The organism is Pseudomonadota bacterium (assembly GCA_026388215.1).
Lineage (GTDB): Bacteria > Desulfobacterota > Syntrophorhabdia > Syntrophorhabdales > Syntrophorhabdaceae > JAPLKF01.
Genome location: JAPLKF010000112.1, coordinates 1 through 22723, shown reverse-complemented (window position 1 = coordinate 22723; position 22723 = coordinate 1). Strand labels below are relative to the sequence as shown.

General features: G+C 37.8%; 23 protein-coding genes. 17 read left to right on the top strand and 6 right to left on the bottom strand.

Annotated features, from left to right (window positions below; translation table 11 throughout):
- On the bottom strand, nucleotides 1–192 hold a 192-nt coding region (locus NTU69_06510), incomplete at its 3' end, for a hypothetical protein (GenBank protein ID MCX5803174.1).
- A 466-nt stretch (nucleotides 193–658) separates the two neighbouring features.
- Between NTU69_06510 and NTU69_06505 the strand changes: the two genes are divergently transcribed.
- The 15 genes from NTU69_06505 (at nucleotide 659) to mazG (ending at nucleotide 15650) form a co-directional block, all read left to right on the top strand.
- Nucleotides 659–1429 carry an MTAP family purine nucleoside phosphorylase gene (locus NTU69_06505; protein MCX5803173.1) on the top strand — a complete coding sequence of 257 codons (771 nt, stop codon included), beginning with the start codon at nucleotides 659–661 and terminating at the stop codon, nucleotides 1427–1429.
- A complete protein-coding gene (locus NTU69_06500) occupies nucleotides 1426–2676 on the top strand; it encodes an amidohydrolase (GenBank protein MCX5803172.1) in 1251 nt (416 codons plus the stop codon). Before NTU69_06505 ends, NTU69_06500 begins: the two co-directional genes overlap by 4 nt.
- Complete coding sequence (locus tag NTU69_06495) at nucleotides 2673–3125, top strand: hypothetical protein (protein ID MCX5803171.1); 453 nt, start codon at nucleotides 2673–2675, stop codon at nucleotides 3123–3125. The genes NTU69_06500 and NTU69_06495 overlap by 4 nt, the downstream gene beginning before the upstream one ends.
- 57 nt (nucleotides 3126–3182) lie before the next feature.
- Nucleotides 3183–3839 carry an endonuclease III gene (locus NTU69_06490; protein ID MCX5803170.1) on the top strand — a complete coding sequence of 219 codons (657 nt, stop codon included), beginning with the start codon at nucleotides 3183–3185 and terminating at the stop codon, nucleotides 3837–3839.
- Nucleotides 3840–4050: 211 nt separating this feature from the next.
- Complete coding sequence (gene bamA, locus NTU69_06485) at nucleotides 4051–6306, top strand: outer membrane protein assembly factor BamA (GenBank protein MCX5803169.1); 2256 nt, start codon at nucleotides 4051–4053, stop codon at nucleotides 6304–6306.
- Between the two features lie 12 nt (nucleotides 6307–6318).
- Nucleotides 6319–6855 (top strand): OmpH family outer membrane protein, encoded by a 537-nt coding sequence (locus tag NTU69_06480; GenBank protein MCX5803168.1) that lies wholly within the window; start codon nucleotides 6319–6321, stop codon nucleotides 6853–6855.
- The gene (gene lpxD, locus NTU69_06475; protein MCX5803167.1) at nucleotides 6852–7883 is read left to right on the top strand and encodes a UDP-3-O-(3-hydroxymyristoyl)glucosamine N-acyltransferase; all 1032 of its coding nucleotides are present in this window, start codon (nucleotides 6852–6854) and stop codon (nucleotides 7881–7883) included. Before NTU69_06480 ends, lpxD begins: the two co-directional genes overlap by 4 nt.
- Nucleotides 7876–8307, top strand: coding sequence for a 3-hydroxyacyl-ACP dehydratase FabZ (gene fabZ / locus NTU69_06470; protein ID MCX5803166.1), 432 nt, complete (start codon nucleotides 7876–7878; stop codon nucleotides 8305–8307). The genes lpxD and fabZ overlap by 8 nt, the downstream gene beginning before the upstream one ends.
- 11 nt (nucleotides 8308–8318) lie before the next feature.
- Nucleotides 8319–9086 (top strand): acyl-ACP--UDP-N-acetylglucosamine O-acyltransferase, encoded by a 768-nt coding sequence (lpxA, locus tag NTU69_06465; GenBank protein ID MCX5803165.1) that lies wholly within the window; start codon nucleotides 8319–8321, stop codon nucleotides 9084–9086.
- A 2-nt stretch (nucleotides 9087–9088) separates the two neighbouring features.
- A complete protein-coding gene (locus NTU69_06460) occupies nucleotides 9089–10003 on the top strand; it encodes a Gfo/Idh/MocA family oxidoreductase (protein ID MCX5803164.1) in 915 nt (304 codons plus the stop codon).
- Nucleotides 9981–11147 (top strand): lipid-A-disaccharide synthase, encoded by a 1167-nt coding sequence (gene lpxB / locus NTU69_06455; GenBank protein ID MCX5803163.1) that lies wholly within the window; start codon nucleotides 9981–9983, stop codon nucleotides 11145–11147. The genes NTU69_06460 and lpxB overlap by 23 nt, the downstream gene beginning before the upstream one ends.
- Nucleotides 11131–12885, top strand: coding sequence for a lipid A export permease/ATP-binding protein MsbA (msbA, locus tag NTU69_06450; GenBank protein ID MCX5803162.1), 1755 nt, complete (start codon nucleotides 11131–11133; stop codon nucleotides 12883–12885). The genes lpxB and msbA overlap by 17 nt, the downstream gene beginning before the upstream one ends.
- Entirely contained in the window at nucleotides 12886–13551 is a 666-nt protein-coding gene (locus NTU69_06445) for a lysophospholipid acyltransferase family protein (protein MCX5803161.1), read from the top strand.
- A complete protein-coding gene (locus NTU69_06440; protein ID MCX5803160.1) occupies nucleotides 13539–14789 on the top strand; it encodes a glycosyltransferase in 1251 nt (416 codons plus the stop codon). The genes NTU69_06445 and NTU69_06440 overlap by 13 nt, the downstream gene beginning before the upstream one ends.
- A 105-nt stretch (nucleotides 14790–14894) precedes the next feature.
- Nucleotides 14895–15650, top strand: coding sequence for a nucleoside triphosphate pyrophosphohydrolase (gene mazG, locus NTU69_06435; GenBank protein MCX5803159.1), 756 nt, complete (start codon nucleotides 14895–14897; stop codon nucleotides 15648–15650).
- A gap of 10 nt (nucleotides 15651–15660) precedes the next feature.
- Here the strand turns inward: mazG and NTU69_06430 are convergent, their stop codons facing one another.
- Nucleotides 15661–15864 carry a cold-shock protein gene (locus tag NTU69_06430; GenBank protein MCX5803158.1) on the bottom strand — a complete coding sequence of 68 codons (204 nt, stop codon included), beginning with the start codon at nucleotides 15862–15864 and terminating at the stop codon, nucleotides 15661–15663.
- A gap of 263 nt (nucleotides 15865–16127) precedes the next feature.
- Here NTU69_06430 and cobA point away from each other — a divergent pair, with 263 nt between their 5' ends.
- Together cobA and NTU69_06420 are read left to right on the top strand one after the other, a co-directional pair.
- Nucleotides 16128–17615 (top strand): uroporphyrinogen-III C-methyltransferase, encoded by a 1488-nt coding sequence (cobA, locus tag NTU69_06425; protein MCX5803157.1) that lies wholly within the window; start codon nucleotides 16128–16130, stop codon nucleotides 17613–17615.
- Nucleotide 17616: 1 nt separating this feature from the next.
- On the top strand, nucleotides 17617–19185 hold the full coding sequence (locus tag NTU69_06420; protein ID MCX5803156.1) for a benzoate-CoA ligase family protein: 1569 nt from the start codon (nucleotides 17617–17619) through the stop codon (nucleotides 19183–19185).
- Between the two features lie 96 nt (nucleotides 19186–19281).
- Here the strand turns inward: NTU69_06420 and NTU69_06415 are convergent, their stop codons facing one another.
- The 4 genes from NTU69_06415 to NTU69_06400 form a co-directional block, all read right to left on the bottom strand.
- Nucleotides 19282–20334 (bottom strand): ABC transporter ATP-binding protein, encoded by a 1053-nt coding sequence (locus tag NTU69_06415; protein MCX5803155.1) that lies wholly within the window; start codon nucleotides 20332–20334, stop codon nucleotides 19282–19284.
- Nucleotides 20331–21116, bottom strand: a complete 786-nt coding sequence (locus NTU69_06410) for an ABC transporter permease (GenBank protein MCX5803154.1) — start codon at nucleotides 21114–21116, stop codon at nucleotides 20331–20333. Before NTU69_06410 ends, NTU69_06415 begins: the two co-directional genes overlap by 4 nt.
- Nucleotides 21117–21168: 52 nt before the next feature.
- Nucleotides 21169–22023 carry a molybdate ABC transporter substrate-binding protein gene (gene modA, locus NTU69_06405; GenBank protein ID MCX5803153.1) on the bottom strand — a complete coding sequence of 285 codons (855 nt, stop codon included), beginning with the start codon at nucleotides 22021–22023 and terminating at the stop codon, nucleotides 21169–21171.
- A gap of 129 nt (nucleotides 22024–22152) precedes the next feature.
- Entirely contained in the window at nucleotides 22153–22626 is a 474-nt protein-coding gene (locus NTU69_06400) for a MaoC/PaaZ C-terminal domain-containing protein (protein ID MCX5803152.1), read from the bottom strand.
- Nucleotides 22627–22723: the final 97 nt, after the last annotated feature.

The window sequence follows — 22723 nt, the reverse complement described above, 5'->3', positions numbered from 1 at the left end:
GGTCGTGCCTTCTTTCCTTTTATATTTCTCTCTTCCCACATGATGGGTGAGTTCCTGTTCCATGAGGTTTGTAATAAAGGTTCCTACCTCCTTCTGTATGTTCATACCAATGTACTCAAGAATCTTTGCCGGGACATTTTTTACTTCCTTGATTAATTCTACTGCCTCTGATACACTCATCTTTAATTCCATGGATGTTCCTCCTTCCTAAAATAGTGGTTGTGTGCTAACAACCTATTTTATAGGAGGTACATCCTTTTTGTCACTCCTTATGAATTTACACAAGAGAGTTTACACTACCCTGATGTTGAAAAAGCACTCATTCACCTCAAGGAAGCTGAAAAAGCTTATGAATTAGCTCAAAAACAATTATCTAAAGCAAAAAAACATTGGCAAGGGCAATGAACGATTGAAATAATGAAAATTACGTCTCTATATTTAATTTGTTAAGCGGTCAATAAAGCTTTTTGCTAATAAATCTCGACTAAGCAAAAGGAATAAGGTTTCAACTGTTTGAGCCTTGAAAGGACAAGTTTTGAAATCTCCTGAAACAAGCCAAATATTTACCAAAAAAGACTTGGACTTAAGCAAAAAGGAGTCCGGACAGCATTTCAAAAATACTTGACTTATGAATACAGTGAATAGTAAATAGTCAATCATGAATTGTATTATTGGTGGTACATCACTCTTGAATGCTTCTGTTTTTGCTGAATGGGATGAAAAAAAGATTGAAACACCTTACGGGAATATATTTGTAAAAATTAATAGAAACAACATCTTTCTACAAAGACACGGAAACAATCCAGCTTCATCATACCCATATTCCAACCCTTCCTTTCTTGACAACGTTTTTTTTCAGAGACGCGGGGGTAGCACACCTCTTCCACCCCATAGAATAAACCACAGGGCAAACATTTGGGCCCTGAAAAGTCTGAATGTCCAAAAAATAGTGTCTATAAATTCAGTGGGGAGTCTCAAAATTGCGCTCAAACCAGGCATGTTTGTGATCCCCGAAGATTTTATATCCATATGGCAGATACCCACATTCTTCGACAATGAAATGAGATTCATGGTACCTGAGATGAATAGCCCCCTAAGAGGATACATATACACCCTGTGCAAGCAGTTAAAAATAGGGGTAAAATCAGGCGGTATCTACATCCAGACTATGGGGCCAAGACTTGAAACAAAAGCCGAGATTAGAATGCTAAAGAAATTTGGGGATGTCGTTGGAATGACAATGGCATCCGAGGCTACACTATGTATGGAGTACAATATTCCCTATGTAAGCCTGTGTTCAATAGATAACTATTGCAATGGCATCTTAGAAGTACCCCTCACATTAAAAGAAATAAAAGAAAATGTACTAAAAAACATGGGTGTCATTGAAACGATAGTCCAAACAATACTAATCAAGGACTTCTCGTGAATATACTGATAAAAGATGTAGTGTTAGACAGGAAAATAAGGGATATTTTTATCAAAGATGGCAGGATTGAAGAAATCTCAGAAAACTGCAAACGAGAGGCAGATAGAACCATTAATGGTAAGGATAAGGTTGCCCTGCCCTCTTTCATTAATGGTCACACCCATGCAGCCATGACCCTTTTCAGAGGCTATGCGGATGACATGCCTTTGAAAGACTGGCTGGAAGGGAAGATATGGCCCCTCGAAGCGAAGCTGACAGAAGAGGATGTATACTGGGGTTCAAAGCTCGCATGCCTTGAAATGATAAAGAACGGCATAACGGCTTTCAACGATATGTACTGGCACTGGGAAGCAACGGCAAAGGCAGTAACAGACATGGGCATAAGGGGTTTCATCAGCGCAGTCTTCATCGATATGTTCGATAGAAAAAAGGGTCAGGAGCAGATCGAGCACAATATCAGGCTCTTCGAACTATCTGAAAAATACAAACCTTACGTAACATTTACCCTTGGACCTCACGCCATTTATACGGTTTCCAGGGAAAGCCTTGAGTGGATGAGGAATTTCTCGGAGAAGGAAAAAATTTTGATCCACATGCACCTTTCCGAAACCCAAGAAGAAACACAGTTTGCCAGAGACCGATACGGGCTTTCTCCCACTGAATTCCTCGAATCAATCGATGTTTTGTCTGATAAATTTATCGGTTGCCATGGCTGCATGCTCGATGAAAAGGACTGTGCTATACTGAGAAAACATAACGCAAAGTTGGTCCATATTCCTGTCTCTAATCTTAAATTAGCAGTAGGGAGGGCCTTCCCCCATTTTCTCATGGAAGGGATACCCTTCTGTTTTGGAACGGATGGATGTGCCTCCAATAACCATCTTGATATTATTGAAACAATGAAGTTCGCCTCTCTTCTGGCAAAATTTTTTACCCACATCCCTACGATGATGCCAGCTAAAGTAACCTTTGATATTGCAACAAAGGTTGCGGCAGAGATATTCTTCCTGGGGGATTGGGAAATAAAGGTTGGAAACAGCCCTGATATAATTCTTGTTGACACCATGAGACCGGAACTTGTCCCAAATTTTGATATTTATTCTGATATAGTCTATGCATCAAATGGTTATATAGTGGATACAGTGATATGCATGGGAAAGGTCTTGATGGAAAATAGATATGTACAAGGCGAAGAAGAAATATTAAAAAACACCAAAATGGTTGCAAAAGCATTAGTAGAAAGATGATATTTATCTGCGATGTTATGCTTGGCAAGCTCGCAAAATACTTAAGAATTCTTGGGCTAAATACCATATATATCAGAAACAACACAATGTTAGAAGACTACAAAGAACAGGGTGACCTTTCATGTCTCCTCACTAAAAGAAAAAGGATAACAGGTTACAAAAAATGTATCGTCATAAAATCTGACACTGCAAAGGGACAGCTTGAAGAAATAAGATACCTAATCAGCCCATTCATTAATTCTGAAAATGTGTTAACAAGATGCATTGTCTGCAATGTTGAACTGATTAAGGTCGAAAAGACAGATATAGAACAATATATTCCTGAATTCGTATTTCACCATTATGAAGCATTTAAAGCATGTCCATCCTGTAAAAAGATTTATTGGAAGGGCTCACATGCGGAACATATGTCAGAATTAATAGAGGGGATAATAAATACTCGGCTTTAGGAATTCAGCATTAAAAATTCATCACCCATAATTTGGAATTTGGAATGAGGGGCATATATGAAACAATTCCCGTTTAGAGAAATGATAGAAATCCTAAAAACCAATTTTGAGGATAAAGTACCTGCTGTCACAAAAATTTCCAAAAAAGAAAAAGGTAATCCTTTTCTTGTGCTTATCGGTACTCTCCTGAGCCTCAGAACAAAAGATGAACTTACAGACAAGGTTATGGAAAGGCTTATGCAAAAAGCAAGAACACCGGAAGAAATCCTAAAATTACCAGTAGAAGAGTTACAAAAGCTCATATATCCTGTTGGATTCTACAGAAATAAATCTATGGTTCTAAAGAATGTTTCTAAAATAATTATAGAAAATTACAATGGAAGGGTTCCTGATACTATAGATGAATTACTGAAAATAAAGGGTATAGGGAGAAAAACAGCAAATCTTGTGGTCACAGAAGGATATAACAAACTGGGAATATGTGTTGATACCCACGTACACAGGATTTCTAACAGGATTGGTATTGTTATGACAAAAACCCCTTATAAAACGGAAGATGTCCTGAGAAAGGTACTGCCTAAAAAATACTGGATCATCTACAACATGCTCCTCGTAAGCTTTGGAAGAAACATATGCAAGCCAGTGTCCCCCCTCTGTAGCAAATGTCCCATTCCACATCTGTGTAAAAAGATAGACGTGACAAAGCACCGATAAATTATAGTCATCAGCATCAAGCATTTAGTTTAAAACTAAAAACAACTTTAATATAAACAATTTATTGCTGATAAACATAATTATTAACGTGAGTCAAGCCTTACCTTTACACTATTTGTACCATACAATCAGTTTCTATAATGCTATAATGCTCAATGCCTGTACTTTTTGCCTTTACAATAACCCTTTTTTCTGTTATTTTGCTAATTGCATGAGAAGCTTACAAATATTATTAACCATCACCATTATCATATTTTCTCTCTCGGTGTGGGCCAACGACACAGATAAGATAATAAAAATTGACGTAACAGGAAACGAGAGGATTGATAAGGGTTTCATCACAAATAATATAAAAATAAAGGAAAACGATCCCTTCGACCTTGACAAGATAAGAGAAGATATGAAAAATATTTACAAAACGGGTTTTTTCAGCGATGTCCAGATAGATGTTAAGGAAACAGATAAGGGTAAAATAATAACCTTCGTAGTCATTGAAAGAGCACCTATAAAGGCCATATATGTATCCGGTAACAAAAAAATAAGTACTGGCGATATAAGGGATAAATTAAAAGTAAAGACAGGTACAGTCCTCAATATTGAAAAGATCAAAGAGAGTATGGATGAAATAAAAAAGCTTTATGCGGGTAAGGGTTATTATGCAGCTAAAGTAGAGTACGGAATTGATTACGAAGAAGCTTACGATGCAACAGTAAAATTTTACATCGAAGAACCTGAAAAGGCATTTGTCAGAAAGATAACCTTTACAGGGAACAAGGCATTTAAGGGCGATAAACTTAAAGGATATATGAGGGTAAGTGAAAAAGGAATGTTTTCATGGTTCACGGGTTCTGGAATTCTCGATGAAGAAACCCTCGAGGAAGATAGAAAAAATATTGAAGCCTTCTATTCAGATAACGGGTATGTAAGAGCAAAAGTAGGAGTACCTGATATAAAAATCTCAAAAGACGGAAAGACAATCAGCATAGCAATGTCTGTTGATGAGGGCAACATATATAAAATCGGTACTGTAGATTTCACAGGAGATGTAATCTTTGAAAGGGAAAACCTTTTAAGGAACCTAAAAGGTAAATCTGGAAATACATTCAGGTCTTCAATATTTCACGAAGATGTTCTGATGTTGACAGATCTTTATCAGGACAAAGGTTATGCCTTTTGCGATATTGGCCCCCTTACCTTGATAGACGATGATGCAAAAAGGGTAAATATTACCTTCGATTTTGCAATAGGGCAGGAAATATATTTTAACAGGATTAATATATTGGGAAACACAAAAACAAGGGACAAGGTCATCAGAAGAGAGTTGAGGGTCGCTGAAGGGGATAGATTCTCTGCTACAAAACTGAAAGATAGCAAAAAAAGATTAACGAACACAACATTTTTTCAAAATATTGATATGAAAATTATAAAAACAGACGAGCCTGATAAAATTAACCTGGATCTTATGGTTGAAGAAAAACCCACAGGTTCTTTAAGCATTGGCATAGGGTACAGCTCAGAAGAACAGGTTATGTTGACCGGTTCTATATCTCAGGAAAATCTTTTAGGCACAGGGAGAAAACTTTTATTTACAACTGGCTTTAGCGCTATCAGCCAGGAATTTACACTTTCATATTTGGAACCATATATCTTTGATATGAATCTCGATACTGGTTTAAGCGCTTTTAATTATGAGAGATATATGGATACGTATGAATATAAAAAAACAGGTGGTAGTGTTACCTTAATCAGGCCTTTGACAGATGATGTAAGGGGAGCTGTTAAATACAGATATGAAACTACCGACGTTACCAACATCGAAGACGCAGCAAGTATCTATATAAAAGAACAAGAAGGAACAAAGATAACCAGCAGTGTAATGTTATCCCTTACAAAAAACACAATAGACAACATACTAAACCCCAGCACGGGGGTAAACTCTGGAATATCCTTCGAAGTAGCGGGCGGTCCCTTTAGCGGTGATAACTATTTTTATAGAGCGATTGCTTTCTATGGAAAGTACATTCCAGCAGGCTTCTGGGATACTACCTTTTTCTTGAAGGGGGCTATAGGGACTATTAGAACATATGGTGGAAAAACATTACCAATCTACGAAAAATTCTTTGTTGGTGGTATAAACACCATAAGAGGCTTTAGGTATGGAGAAGCAGGGCCAAAAGACGAGTGGGATGAGGTTATAGGTGGGGAAAATCAACTTATTTTCAATACAGAATGGATATTCCCTATTTACAAACCTGCAGGAATAAAAGGGGTTATATTCTTTGATGCTGGTCATGGGTTTGACGATACACAGGGTTTTATATTAAAAGATATGAAGGCCTCGGCAGGATTAGGTCTTAGATGGTTTTCACCAATGGGTCCTATCCGGCTTGAGATTGGTTTTAATCTCTTTCCGAAAAAAGATGAGAAAAAAAATGTATTCGATTTTACAATTGGTACACAATACTAAACAGGGGGAAACATGAAAAACATTATTTTAATTGCTGCAATATTTACGATGCTCTTTTTACCTTTTACTTTAAGAAGTCAGACACAGAATATAGTTTATGTAGACCTTCAAAGGGTTATGCTTGAATCTGAAAAAGGTAAGGAGGCAAAAAAGGCCCTTACAAGTGAAGCTGAAAGATTAAAGAAAAATCTGGATGGGAAACAAGAAGAATTGCAGAAAATGAAAGATACAATAGAAAAACAGGGCGCAACTATTAACCCCGATGCAAGGGCAGAAAAAGAAAAACAATACCAGATCAAGCTAAAAGACTATCAAAGATTATACAACGACTATCAGGGAGAACTACAACAAAAAGACATGGAATTTACACAAAAAATTGTAAAAGATTTAGAAGAAATTATTAAAAATATGGGTGAAAAAGAAAAATATATGCTGATTCTTGAAAAAAACCAGGCAGGTATCCTCTATGGTGCCCCAGCAGTTGACATTACAAACAAGGTCATCAATCTATATAATGAAGCAGCAAAGAAAAAAACAATCAAAAAATGATTTTACTAAAAACAATAGCTAAAAAAGTACATGGCCATTTAATAGGAAAAGGGGATATGCCTATATCAGGCATCTCAAGCATTAAAGAAGCAAAAGAGGGTGATATAACACTTCTTACCCATACAAGTTTTAGAAAATATATAAAGGATTGCAAGGCATCAGCGATAATCCTTGGTGACGATATAGATTTCAATGACATAAAAGACAAAAACTTAATCACAGTTAAAAACCCGGCCCTGGCGTATGTTGAAGTAGCCAAGATTTTCAATAAACCAAGGAAAAAAGAGAAAGGGGTAAGTCAGTTAACATTTGTTTCTAAAGATGCAAAAGTAGCAGATGAAGTATTTATTTCTCCCTATGTTTATATAGATAACGGTGCAGTAATAGAGAGAGGTGTGACAATTTATCCCTTCGCATATATAGGAGAAAATACATTTATTGGTGAAGAAACCACCATATACCCGCACGTAACAATATATGATAAGGTCAAAATTGGTAAAAGGGTAATAATCCATGGAGGGGCAGTACTGGGGAGTGATGGATTTGGTTATGTTTGGGATGGGAAAAGACACATAAAGATCCCTCAACTCGGGATAGTAGAGATCGAGGATGATGTGGAAATAGGTGCAAATGTTACCATCGACAGGGCTTCTCTCGGGAAAACTATCATAAAAAAGGGTGTAAAAATAGACAACCTAGTCCAGGTTGCCCATAATGTTTCAATCGGAGATAATTCAATAATTGTTGCTCAGGTGGGGATTGCTGGAAGTGCAACAATTGGAAAAAATGTGATTCTTGCAGGACAGGTGGGGGTTAGGGACCACATAACTATTGGGGATAATGTAAAAGCAGGAGGGCAAACAGGTATCACGAAAGATGTACCAGAAAATTCATTAATTTCAGGGACCCCCCATATGCCCCATAAGGATTGGGCAAAACTTCAGGGCTATTTAAAAAAACTACCAAGATTGTTTGAGAAAATGAAGAAAATTGAAGCCAAACTCCATCTGGAGGTTGAAAATGATTGATATAAACGAGATTTTAAAGCTCCTACCACATAACTACCCTTTTCTGCTTGTAGATAAAATTTTAGAATATGAACCTGCAAAAAAAATCGTTGGTATAAAGAACGTCACTTTCAATGAACCCTTTTTTACAGGACACTTTCCCCAAAAACCTATAATGCCTGGTGTTCTTATTGTTGAGGCCATGGCTCAGACAGGAGGGATTCTCGCATTTAAATCCTTTCCGGAAATGAAAGGCTCCGTATTTTTCATTGGTATTGATCATGCAAGATTTAGAAAACCTGTAATACCTGGTGACCAGTTAAAGTTTGTGGTTGAGGTTGCGAAACATAAAAGAGAGATCTGGATATTCGAAGGGAGAGCATTTGTTGATGATGAGATAGTTGCCGAGGCAAAAATTATGGCAATGCTAAAAAAAGAAGAATAAGGGGAGCAACGTTGATACATCCTACCGCTATTGTCCACAAAAATGCAGAAATAGATGGTTGTGTTGATATAGGACCATACTGTATTATTGAGAATAATGTAAAAATAAAAAAAGGTACAAAACTCATAGGGCACGTAGTCATCCAAGGGGAAACAGAAATAGGCGAAAATTGTACGATAAGTCCTTTTGCATCGATTGGTGGTCCTCCGCAGGATATTACATATAGAGGTGAGGATACCACCTTAACAATTGGTGATAATAACATAATAAAAGAATATGTAACAATAAACAGGGGCACAAAATCTAGTGGTGGTATAACCAGGGTTGGAAATGGCAATTTTCTTATGGCTTATGTTCATATAGCCCATGATTGTAAAGTTGGCAACGATGTAATAATGGCAAACAGTGCTACTCTTGCAGGACATGTTGAAATTGAAGATTTTGTAATTTTCGGCGGTCTTTGTGCAGTACACCAATTCTGTAAAATTGGCAAATATGCCTTTATAAGCGGCCTTACAGGAGTTCCCAAGGATGTCCCTCCTTTTGTAATTGCTGCGGGTAATAGAGCAAAGCTATATGGTCTGAATGTAGTGGGTCTCGAACGACATAGCTTTTCAAAGGAAGAAATTACAAAATTAAAGAAGGCGTATAGAATTCTTTTCAGGTCATCCCTGCCCCTCACTACCTCCCTAAAGATAATACGGGAAGAATTAGAGGGGAAACATATCAATGAGCTTATTGACTTTATCAAGTCTTCAAAGAGGGGCATATGCCGTTGAAGATGGCCATAGTTGGCGCTGGCCACATGGGAAGAATACACCTCGAGAAATTAAAAACCATTAAGAATGTTCAGATCACAGGGATAGTCGACATTAAAAAACAATTAGCCGGGGGAGTATCAGAAAAAAATCATATACCATTCTTTACCAATTACAGGAAAATCCTTCCATTTTTAAATGGAGTTATCATTACAACTCCCACGGAAACACACTACAAGATTGCAAAAATATTTTTAGAAAATGGTACCCACGTTTTCATTGAGAAACCCATTACCTCAAAGCCTGCAGAAGCAAGTAAGCTCATAGAGATTGCAAATAAAAAGGGATTAATATTACAGGTAGGACATCTGGAAAGATTCAACCCCGTATATACCAGGGCTATTCCATTCATTAAAAAACCTTTATTCATAGAGGCTCGTAGGATAAGCATGTTTACTGGAAGGTCCACAGATATCGATGTAGTGCTTGACCTTATGATCCATGACATAGACTTAATACTCTCCCTCGTAAAAGAAAATATTAGAGAGGTAAGGGCACAAGGCATACCCCTTGTTACAGATAAATTAGACGTAGTAAATGCCCGGATAGAGTTTACCGGTGGTTGTGTTGCTCACCTTACGGCAAGTAGAATATCAACAACAAAAGAAAGAACTTTAACGGTATTTGAAAAAGACAGATACCTTATAATAGATTTGTTAAATGGTAAATTAACAATGACTAAGAAAAACAAAAAAGGGAAGATTGAAACCACAGAATATGCAGCAGAAAAAATAGATTCTGTAAAACTTGAGCTAATGGAGTTCGTAGATTCAATAAGAGGGGCGAAAAATCCAAGCATTATAGGTGAGGATGGATTAAATGCTCTCGTCCTTGCCAATCAGATTAAACAATACATTGCAGAAAGTAAATCTCTCTAATCAATTTAATAAAAAAATAGTTATTGTAACCGGTGAGCTTTCAGGTGAAATCCACGCTTCTCATCTTATTAAAGCAATGAATGAATCGTTAGATGTAAAATTCAGCGGGATTGGCAGCAAAAAACTTGAAGAAGCAGGATGTGAGGTTATTTACGACTATAAAAATATATCCCTCACGGGGTTAAGTGAAATTATTTCAAAGTCAAAACACATCTGGAATGCCTATAAAACTTTAAAGAAGCATATAATGGAAGTACACCCCTCTCTATTGATATTGGTTGATTTTCCCGGTTTCAATCTGAAGATTGCAAAATTTGCAAAAAAACAGAACATACCGATTATATATTTTATCCCACCCCAAATCTGGGCATGGAGAAAAAAACGTATAAACCAGATAAAAAAATCAGTTGACAAAGTGATATGTATTCTACCCTTTGAGAAAAAGCTTTACGATGAATACGGCATTGATGCAACATATATAGGACACCCTTTTTTAAATACAGTTAAGCCCTCACATTCTAAGCCAGATTTTCTAAAAAAAATAGGTATTAAAGAAAACATCCCCATTATAACTATAATGCCAGGAAGCAGAGATAACGAAATAATAAAACATATGCCAATATTTTTAAAAGTTATTAAAAAGCTGGAAAATGATCTCGATGAACTGACAATACTTTTGCCCTTAGCTGAAAATATAGACTACCGCATTATAGAAAAATTCCAAAAAGAACAGAAAAAAATAATCCCCCTGAAAGGACTTTCCTACGATGCCCTTTTCTATTCTGATATCGCCCTTGTTGCATCTGGTAGCGCAACCTTAGAAGCCGCTATCCTAGGTGTACCAACAATAGTGGTCTATAAGGTTTCGCCAATATCATACCTTGTAGGGAAGGCACTTGTAAAAGTAAAATATGTTAGCCTTCCGAATATCATAGCAGAGAAAGAGGTCTTCCCAGAATTTATCCAGCACGTAAATCCAAAAATGATTGCAGAAAAAGCAATATATATGTTAAAAAATGGTAGGAAGGATATAAAAAAAGAAATGGATGAGATAAAGGCAAAATTGGGTACATTTAATTCTTACCAGCGAGCAAAAGATACTATTATAGAATTTTTAGAGCACACTTATGGCACTATATCTTAGACTGCTTAAGTTTTTGAAACCTTACTGGACAAAGCTTCTCTTTGCCATGATATTTATGTCCCTTGTGGCTGCTACAAATGGTCTGACTGCCTTTATCGTTAAACCTGTTCTGGATAAAATATTCTTTGAAAAGAATGCATCCATGCTCTATTTAATACCATTCGGGATAATACTTCTATATCTTTTAAAGGGGGTTTTCGAATATCTACAGGCATATCTGATGGGATATGTGGGACAAAAAGTAATAACCGACATCAGGAACCTCATTTTTGTTTGTCTGCAAAAACAACCCCTTTCATTCTTTGACAAAACGCCAACTGGCGTGAGCATTTCAAGGATAATGAACGATGTGACACTCATCCAGGGCACCGTTTCCGAAGCCTTTACCGCAATACTTAAAGATGCATTTACCATAGTAGGGCTTATCTTTGTTGTTTTATACAGAGATTGGAAACTTGCCATAATTGCCTTCATTGTACTGCCATTTGCAACATACCCTATAGTGGCGTTCGGGAAAAAACTCAGAAAGATTAGCACAAAAACACAGAAATCGATAGCAAGGCTTACCAATTTTCTCCATGAAACCATTACAGGCCAGAGGATCGTAAAGGCCTTCTCAATGGAAGAATATGAAAACAGAAGATTCCAGGAAGAAAATGAAATCCTCTTTCTCATCAATTTAAAGCGATATAAGGTAAGGGCCTTATCCCACCCTATCATGGAAGTCCTTGGCGGCATCGCCATTGGTATTATAATCTGGTATGGAGGACGAGAGGTTATATCTGGAAGCTCCACACCAGGGAACTTCTTCTCTTTCACGGCAGCATTATTAATGTTATACGAACCAATAAAAAGATTAAATAAAGAAAACCACAATATACAGCAGGGATTGGCTGCAAGCCAGAGGGTATTTGAAATCATTGATAGAGAACCGGAAATACTGGAGAAACAAGACGCAATGGAACTCAAAAATGTCCAGGGAATTATTGAATTTAAAAATGTCTTCTTTAAATATGAAGATAGAATGATTCTAAAAAACATAAATCTGAAAATCAACAAAAACGAGGTTGTGGCTGTGGTAGGAGAAAGCGGAGTGGGTAAAACAACGCTTGTTAATCTCATTCCAAGATTCTATGATGTAGCTACCGGGTCTGTGGCTGTTGATGATATTGATATAAGAGATGTAACTTTAAGTTCCCTTAGAAAAAACATTGCCCTTGTAACACAGGATGTAATACTTTTCAATGATTCTATAAAAAACAACATAGCCTACGGTCTGGAACAAAATAAAGAAATGTTGGAAATGGCAGCCAATATGGCTTATGCCCACGACTTTATAATTAGATTATCAAAAGGTTATGACACAATAGTTGGAGAAAAAGGGATACGTCTTTCAGGCGGTCAGAAACAAAGAATTGCCATAGCAAGGGCCCTATATAAAAATGCTCCTGTTCTTATTCTCGACGAAGCAACAAGTTCTCTCGACGTGTCATCAGAGGCAGAGGTCCAAAAAGCCATTGAAAATTTAATGAAGGGAAGAACTACAATCATTATTGCTCACAGACTCTCCACTGTTATTAATGCAAATAGGATAGTTGTCCTTGAAGAAGGCACTATAGTACAGGAAGGCACGCACCGAGAACTAATTGATATTGATGGGCCTTATAAAAAACTTTATGAGTTACAGTTCAGAGAGGCACCGCAAAAAAGAATTATAAAAATTAGCAAAAGGATTTGAATGCTTAAAGAAATTAAATATTTTCTTATGCTCCACATGCTACCTCCATTAATTTATATCTTTCTAATATTCCTTAAGACTACCTCCAGAACAGAACATATAAACAGAGAATCTATTCTCGATAAGTGGGAAAAAGGTGAAAACTTCATCGTCTGTTTCTGGCATGGAAGGCTCCTGATGATGCCTTTTGCTAACAAAAGAGGAAAGGGCAAGGTTCTTATAAGCAGACATAGGGATGGGGAGTTTATCGCTAAGGTTATTAATTTTTTCAAATTAGGTACAATAAGAGGTTCATACAGAAAAGGGAGTGTATCATCTCTAAGGGAGATTTTATTTAATTTAAAACATGGTTTTGATATTGCTATAACCCCTGATGGACCAAAGGGCCCAAAATATAAAGTAAAAAGGGGTATTATAGAGCTCTCTAAATTAACAGGAAAAGCTACATTGCCAATAACCTATAGCGCAGGTAAAAAAATAACTTTTAAATCCTGGGATAGTTTCATCGTTCCCTACCCTTTTTCAAAAATATCTTTTCTCTGGGGAGATCCGATCTATGTGAGTAAAGATGCAAGTGCTCAAGAGATAGAAGCAAAAAGGGTAAAACTTGAAAATGAACTTATACTTCTAACAGAAAAAGCAGATAAGATGGCATGTGGAAAATAATATACAACATCCTTATTAACATTCTTTTTCCATTCTTTATCCTCTTCTCACTCACAAAAAGAAAGATTAGAAAGACATTTCTTGAGAGACTCTTTTTGAGCACAGAAAAAACAGATCTACAAGATGCTATATGGATACACGCTGCATCTATTGGTGAAGCAGTTATTGCAGAAAATCTTGTCAGTTACATGAAACAACACACAAACATACATAATTTTTTAATCACCACCAATACCTATTACACAAAGAACCTTCTCCACACAAAGCTTGGAAACGATGTACATGTATATTCACTCCCTTTTGATTTAACCTATTCTATAAAACATTTTATTAATAGCTCTACTTTTAAAACCCTTCTTATTATAGAGACAGAAATATGGCCAAATCTTATCTGGGAGGTCAACAAACTAAAAATCCCTGTCATCATCTTAAACGGTAGGATATCTGATAATACCCTTAAAAACTACAGACGGTTTTCATTCTTTTTAAAGCATGTCCTTTCTGGGGTTGATTTAGTGCTTGCTCAATCTGAAGAACATATGAAAAGGTTTATAAAAATAGGAATGAAACCACAAAGGGTAATCCACTCTGGAAATCTTAAATACTATAGAGATATAGAAGAAACAGTAGATAACAAAAAAGATGACATTATAACCTTCGGCAGTGTAAAAGAAAAAGAGATGGATGTAATATTACCGGTAATAAAAATATTGAAAAAAACCTTCCCTGACTTTCTTATTTTTGTGGCGCCGAGGGAATTATATTTAATTACTGAAATTGAAAAAGAATTGTCGGCATACCTAAATGTTATGAGATATTCTACCTTTAAAGAGTCAGCTGACAAGAAAGCTGATTTAGTAATTGTCGATACCATAGGAGACCTTTTGAGTATTTACAAAAAGAGTAAAATTGCCTTTGTTGGGGGGAGTCTTGCCCCTTACGGAGGACAAAATATCCTCGAACCACTGTTCTTCGGGACACCTGTTATTTTCGGACCTTATATTGAAAATTTCAAAGATATAGCTAAATCTGTTATCGAATGCAATGCAGGTTTTATGGTAAAAAGTGGAGACGAGCTCTATAAAAAAATAAAAATTATTTTAGAAGATGAGATGTTAAGGCAGCAAATGGGAAATGAAGGAAAAAACATTGCAAAAAGTCAGAAAGAGGTTATGAAGAAGACGGTTGAAATCGTTATGGAGACCATATCAAGAAAGCAGTCAGCTGTCAGACTATAGTTGTCAGCGAAACCCCGCTACATTTGAAAGATTTCAACTAATACTGTAATCTTTTGCCGAATGTTATACCCTGACGCTAATAGCGGATAGTTACAAGGAGGTTATATGGAAGAATTTTTAAAGCTTGTAGAGCTCGTAGAGACCTTAAGGGGTGATAAGGGATGTCCCTGGGATAAAAAACAGACTGTTGAGTCGTTTAAAACATATTTATTAGAGGAGACCTATGAATTGATAGACGCTATAGAAAAGAATAACTATATGGCATTGAAAGAAGAACTTGGAGATCTGTTGTTTCACATAATATTTATTTCTCAAATCTGTAAAGAGAAAGCATCATTTGACATTAAAGATGTAATCAATTTCACCCATACAAAGATGTACAATAGACACCCCCATGTTTTTATGAATTCATCATCAGATAAACCGATTGAAAAAAAATGGGAAGAGATTAAAAAAAACGAAAAGGAAGAATATTCACCCCTATCGAATATACCCCACACAATTCCTGCATTATTACGGGCATACATCATTTCAAGAAGGGTTGCGAGGGTCGGATTTGATTGGATAAAACTGGAAGATATCTATAAAAAAATGTTTGAAGAGGTTGAGGAACTGAAAAAAGCAGAAGGTTCAGGCCAGATAGAGGCTATAAAGGAGGAAATAGGGGATCTACTGTTTACAATTGTTAATATATCAAGATTTCACAATATAGACCCTGAAGATGCATTAAGATTCACATCAAATAAATTTGTGAGAAGGTTTAATTATATAGAAAAAAATATAAACCACGAGGGTGCAACGCTTACTGCAATGGATAAATTATGGGATGAAGTAAAAGGTATTGAAAAAAAGGGGGGATAACCCCCTTTTTTTATTCACTTTTTACAACATTTGCTGCTTGCGGGCCCTTTGGGCCTTTTACAATTTCAAATTCTACCTTTTCTCCTGTCTTCAATGTTTTGAATCCGTTCTGTTTGACGGCAGAAAAATGAACAAAAACATCTTCACCATTTTCTTGTTCGATAAAACCATAACCTTTTGAATCGTTAAACCATTTAACCTTACCTACTGGCATGCTACTAAACTCCTTTCATAAAGATATTAAAGCAATTCTGCTTTAGAGGGTATCTTATTCTTATTTATATTTCGTGTCAAGTCAAATATTAAAAAAAATTAATGAAAATTATTACGTATTCTGTGCGATTATCAATAATTGTTTGAATACTAAAAAATTCCAACGTATAATCTTTATAGATAGATATAAAGGCAAGGGCAGAGGATTTTATAACCTTCTGCGCTATGTTCTATGCTCTTTGCGTATGCAATAAGGATAAGAAAATGGGTAAGGTATATCTTGTAGGTGCAGGACCAGGCGACTTAAAGCTTATTACCCTGAGAGGTCTTGAACTTATCCAAAAAGCTGATGTCATCATCTATGACAATCTTACAAATAAGGATTTTTTAGGTTTTGCGAGAAAGGATGCAGAATTGATATATGTTGGGAAACAGGCATCTCAACATGAATTACCACAACCCGATATTAATTCTTTACTGGTAAAAAAGGCAAAAGGGAAAGGGATTGTTGTTAGATTGAAAGGCGGCGATCCTTTCATATTTGGAAGAGGAGGAGAAGAGGCCCAATTTTTATCGGATAAAGGTATAGAATTTGAAATTGTTCCTGGTGTAACCTCTGCCATTTCTGTTCCTGCCTATGCTGGTATCCCACTAACCCACAGGGGATATGCTTCTACGGTTGCCTTTATAACAGGGCATGAAGACGAAAAAAAGACAGTATCAACAATCAGATGGCATGAGCTTGCCATTGGCCCCGATACGCTTGTCTTTATGATGGGTATAAAGAATTTAAAAGACATCAAGGATAGGTTGATTAAAAATGGAAGATCCCCTGACACACCGGCATGTATCATCCAATCAGGTACATTACCTACTCAAAAGGTAATCACAGGTACCCTGGACAAAATTGATGCGTTAGCTAAAAAACAAGGCATAAAGCCTCCTGGCATCATTGTTGTTGGTGATGTAATTCGCCTCAGAGAAAAACTCAAATGGTTCGAGAAAAGACCTCTCTTTGGGAAGAAGATTGTGGTAACAAGGGCCTTATGCCAATCGACAAGATTGGGGAGGTTACTCTCTGAAAGGGGAGCCCAGGTAATCTACATGCCAACTATAGAGATCAAGGCTATTAAACCAAATAGTAAATTATCAAAAGCCATCGATTCAATTCACACATATTATTGTGTCATCTTTACAAGTATCAACGGTGTCGCAATATTTTTTAATACCCTCTTTCAAAAAGGCAAGGATGCACGCACACTGCATGGCGTAAAAATTCTTCCAATCGGACAGGCAACTGCTTCACTCATAGAATCTTATGGTATTATGCCTGATTTTCTTCCTGAAACATATACCTCCGAAGGGCTTATGGAGGTACTCAAAAAATTAAAAATAAAAGGAAACAGATTCCTCCTCCCGAGGGCTGAAGAAGCAAGGGATGTTATTGTAAAATATATTAAAAACATGGGTGGAATATGCGATGTTGTGCCTGTTTATAAAACCCATTTACCAAAAAATGTTATGCCATTGAAAGAAAAACCCGACATAATAACATTTACAAGCTCATCAACAGTCAAAAATTTTATAACCCTTTTTGGCAAGGAGATACTTCACAAAACCATTGTTGCTTCAATAGGGCCTGTTACCACGGAAGCACTGAAGAAAAACAATATTAATGTCCACATCGAGGCCAGCAGGTATGATGTATCAGGGCTTTTAGATGCAATAGAGCAATATGTGAAGGGAGATTGAGATGAAAAAAGAGTATAAATATGAGAAGTTCATCTCTCAATTTTACAACATCACAAGCAAACTGGTGGACGAGAATGTCGAAAAAGGACTGGGTGATAAAGTTGCAATATACTACAAAGACAAAACTTATACCTATAGGGAAATGCAACAGCTTATAAACAGGGTTGGAAATGCACTTCATATCCTGGGTGTCCATATGGAAGAACGGGTAACGCTTGTCATGTATGACTCCCCCGAAGCCGTGGCAAGTTTCTACGGCACCATTAAAATAGGTGCAATACCTATACCAATAAACTACATGTATACAATGGATGATTATCGCTATCTCCTTAATAACAGCAGGGCTAGAACACTCATATTACATGAAGACTTTAATGAAGTGGTTCAGGGTTGGAGAGAAAAATTTTTGTATCTGCAAAATACCATAATTGTCGGTCAACCAACGAGGTCATATCATATCTCCTTTTACGACATAGTAAACCGCTGTTCTGATGAACTAAATGTCTCATATACAACAGTTGAAGATGCCGCCTTCTGGAACTATACCTCGGGCAGCACAGGTGTTCCAAGGGCAGCAGTTCATCTTCAGCACGATGTTTTTACCTGCATCGACAATTATGCAAGGGGTCTCCTGGGTATAACATCAAACGATATTCTTTTCTCCGCTTCGAAGTTCTTCTTTGCATACGGGCTGGGAAACAGCTTTTTCTATTCTTTCGGCAACGGTGCTTCAGTTGTATTACTCCCTGATCGCCCTCTTCCTGAAACCATCTTCGAAACCATCAGTAAATACCGTCCAACCATTTTCTTCGGTGTCCCAACCCTTTACGCCAGTATGTTACAAATAAAAGATGCAGAAAAAAGGTATAATCTTTCATCGTTACGAATATGCACATCCGCGGGAGAGGCACTACCCAAAGAGATATTTCATGAATGGAAAAAAAGGTTCGGCATCGAAATACTGGATGGAATAGGCTCGACAGAACTTCTCCATATTTTCATTTCAAACCGACCTGGGGATGTAAAACCGGGAAGTTCAGGAAAACTCGTTCCCGGATATTCGGCAAGGATCGTGGACGATGAAGGGAAAGACCTTCAGGATAATGAGGTAGGTACCTTGCTCGTTAAAGGTGAATCTATTGCCGCATTCTACTGGCGTCATCATGAAAAAACAAAAACATCCATGCTTGGAGAATGGTTCAATACAGGGGATAAATATTACAGAGACAAAGAAGGATATTATTATTACTGTGGTAGGGACGATGATATGTTGAAGGTCGGTGGTATCTGGGTATCTCCTATTGAGGTTGAAGATGCATTAATGGCTCACCCTGCAGTTCTTCAAGCCGCTGTTGTTGCAAAACATGATGATAATAATCTTATTAAACCAAAGGCACTTATTGTACTCAAGCAAGGGTATGAGCCAAGCGAAGAGCTCGCCAAAGAAATTCAAATGTTTGTCAAAAAGAATATAGCACCTTATAAATTTCCAAGGTGGATAGAATTCATAAAGGAAATGCCCATGACTACAACAGGGAAGATACAGAGATATAAATTAAGAGACAGGTAGATTGGTTTCAAGTTACGAGTGTCGAGTTCCGAGTTAATTGTAGTAAAAAAAGTAATTACTAATCACTCACCACTTACCACTAACTACTAACTGAATTTAATGCACTTTGAGGCTTCTTAATTTCAGTATGAGGAAAACCTCCTGTCCAACCGTAATATCCATATCTTCAAATATATCCTTCGGCAGTTCAGTAAGCAGGTTATTTTCTCCTACCTTTATGTGGAGCCTCATCAAAGAAGAAAAAGGGACAATATCCGTAACTATCCCCTTAAATCGATTCAAATCAGGTCCCGGTGGTTTAGTCCTGGAGACATAGATATCCTGTGGGAATAGAGCTATTTTCTTTATATCATGACTGCGGTGGGGTAGTACTATCGTCATATCCCCGCAGATAGCCTCTACAAGTCCGTGTCCCAGACCCCTACACTCATCGCAGTTTAGAATATTTGGTGTCCCAAGAAAATCTGAGACTATTTGGCTTTGGGGGTAAAAGAAGATCTCTTCCGGTGTGCCCACCTGTTCCAGTCTCCCCGTATTAAGAATGGCCATTCTGCCAGCCATTTCCTCAGCCTCCAGAAGATTATGAGTCACATGTACCGTAGTGATTCCCAGTTCTCCATGGATTCGCTTTAACTCTAATCGCAGATACTTGGCAGTCCTGACATCAAGACTACTCATAGGTTCGTCCAGGAGTAACATTCTTGGTGAAGTAGCCAATGCCCTTGCAAGTGCAACCCGCTGCTTTTCCCCTCCGCTTAAGGTACGGACGCTCCGGTTCAGCAAGTTGGAGATACCCAGCAGGTGTGCCAGCTCATTAACCTTCCTTTCTGCTTCATGCCTCTCACCATTTTCTTTCTTAAGTCCGAAGGTAATATTTTCCCTTACGCCAAGAAAAGGAAAGAGGGCATAATCCTGAGGCACATACCCTACCCTCCTCTTTTCCGGTGGCAAATATGTAACATCATCTCCATCTATCCATATTTCTCCCTTGCGGATACGATGCAGACCGGCAATACACTCAAGCAGAATCGTTTTACCCGCCCCCGTTGGCCCCAAAATCACAAAGTATTCTCTATCTCCGATATTAAGGTTCACATCCTTTAAAAAAAAGTCCCCCAGACGCACAAAAAGGTTTTTTACAGAGATCATATACGCTCCCGTATACCGGTCATTTTTCTGAGGATGATCAACGCTATAACAGCAATGGCTATAAGGATAAAAATCACAGCTACAGCCTTTTCCACATTGGCGGTAGCCAGGTTCATAAATATGGCAACAGGAAGCGTCTCTGTCTTCATCTTGGTAGCCCCTGCCAGTGTTACCGTAGCCCCGAATTCGCCTATTGCCCTTGCCCATGTCAAAATCCCAGCAGCAATCAAACCGTTTCTCGCAAGTGGCAGGGTTACCCTGAAGAAGACCCGTAATTTACTACATCCTAATGTTCTTCCTACCTGCTCATATCTGGGATTAATGCTGTCAAAGGTAGATTTCAGCAGTCGCACTGCGAGTGCATTTACGACCATAAATTGCGCCAGTATTATACCAGGTACTTCAAATACAAATCCTGTAAACCTTTTCTCTACTAAAGACCCGAGGGGCGTATTAAAAAAAACAAGCAGGGCTGCCCCAAGGGCAATGGGTGAAACTACAATGGGCAGGTCAAGTATCGTATCAATAATATTCTTCCCTAAGAAAGAGGTCTGGGAGATTGCATAGGCAACAGGAATAGCAATCATCATAGAGATTATAGTAGCTGTTGTGGCAGTAATCAGGCTTAACCTGACAGCAAAAAGGATTTCATCGGACAAAAGGGTTGAAAAGAAGGTGTTCACATCGGTATAGGCAATAAGTGAAAGAAGAATACCGCAGAGAAAAAGGGTAAGGAGGGCAAGCACACTCAAAATTGCTAACTTGAATACCTGTTCGCCCATGACTCCCTTTAAAGAACTGAACATGTCAACCTCTAACCTCTTAAAGCTATTCTTACCTCTTAACAGGTGGTTTGTAACCTGCGGGAAGTACGTACTCCCCACCTATTTTAGCCTTTGGTGCAAACCTTCTTGCCTCTTCCTCAGTAGTCATATATCCCCATTTGTCAAAGATCTTTTGGCCCTCCCTGGAAATCAAAAAATCTATGAACCTTTTAGCACTATCTTTATCTTTGGTGTATGTCGAAACCGCAGCCGGTATGTAAGCAATGCGTGGTATCTCATGAGGATTCAAAAAAACAGTCTCGATCTTACCGGGATTCCACCTTGAAAAGACATCCCATCCCAGCACAGCATCCACCTTCTTCATAACCACAAGGGATGCCGTTTCAGAACAGCTTGAGGCATGGGTGACAATATTTTTTTGCACCTCTTCTAAAAGTCGACCTTTTTCCAGTATCTCCATTGCATAAAGCCCCACACACACAGCCTCAGGGTTTCCTATCCCTACCTTGACTCCTGGCCTTGCCAGGTCAGAAAGGGCTTTGATGTTTTTCGGATTACCCGGTTGAACCCCAATAGCCGGAATAAGATAAGCAATAATCCTTACTGTCTTCGGATCAACCAAACCTTCCCTTTCCGCCTTAATCATATAATCAGGACTGCCCGGGATATACAAATCTCCCCTTCGGGACATCTTCATCTGGGAAAGCATCGTCCCTGAACCACCAAAATTCAAATCAACATGTATACCTGTCATTTTTTTAAATGTTTCTGCTGCCTCTTCCATGGCAGGTTTACTCGCTGCGCCACAAAAGGCAAAAATCCGTTTCTCCGCCGCATCAAGGCCACTCACACCGGAAAACATAAAAGTAATCAGGAATAAATAAAACAAAAGTTTTTTAACCATAATCTTCTCTCCCTTTCAGCTTTTTCATCAATATTATGAAACGCAAGCGTTATATACCACAGGGAATAACCATAGTCAAGAATTTTCTGGGTGGGCAGCGTGAGATTACCTGATATTTGAAACTAAAAGTTATGACAAGTTGGTTCTTCGATCTTTTCTGTACATCATTACAACCCATTCACCCCTGAGAACAGGTTCATCCTTTTGATTCAAGACAATAACTTCGGATGTTATAATTCCCCTGTCTGTCTTTTTTGTCTCTCTTTTATCAACAATTTTTAGTATTACCCTGATTGTGTCCCCGAACCTTACCGCCTGAGTATAACGTATCCTCATTTCCAGAACTGAAATTGTTGTTCCTTCGAATGCCCCTGTCTGATTGACCAAACCTGTAGCCATAGCGAGTATCAGGACACCATGGGCAATCCTTTCACCAAATGGATTATCCTTGGCAAATTCTTCATTCATATGTTCTGGGTGGTAGTCACCGGAGAGACCTGCAAAATTAACTACATCTGCTTCTGTAACTGTTCTCACCGCGGTCAGGATTTCATCTCCTACATTAAAATCATCAAACGTTTTTCCACGCATTTTATATTCCATAATTCCCCCTCTCGATAAGGAATATACGCGTCTCGATTATACATCTGTGGGAAAGACTTTTCCAGAATATTTCGAGAATCAATGATTAAGGCACAAT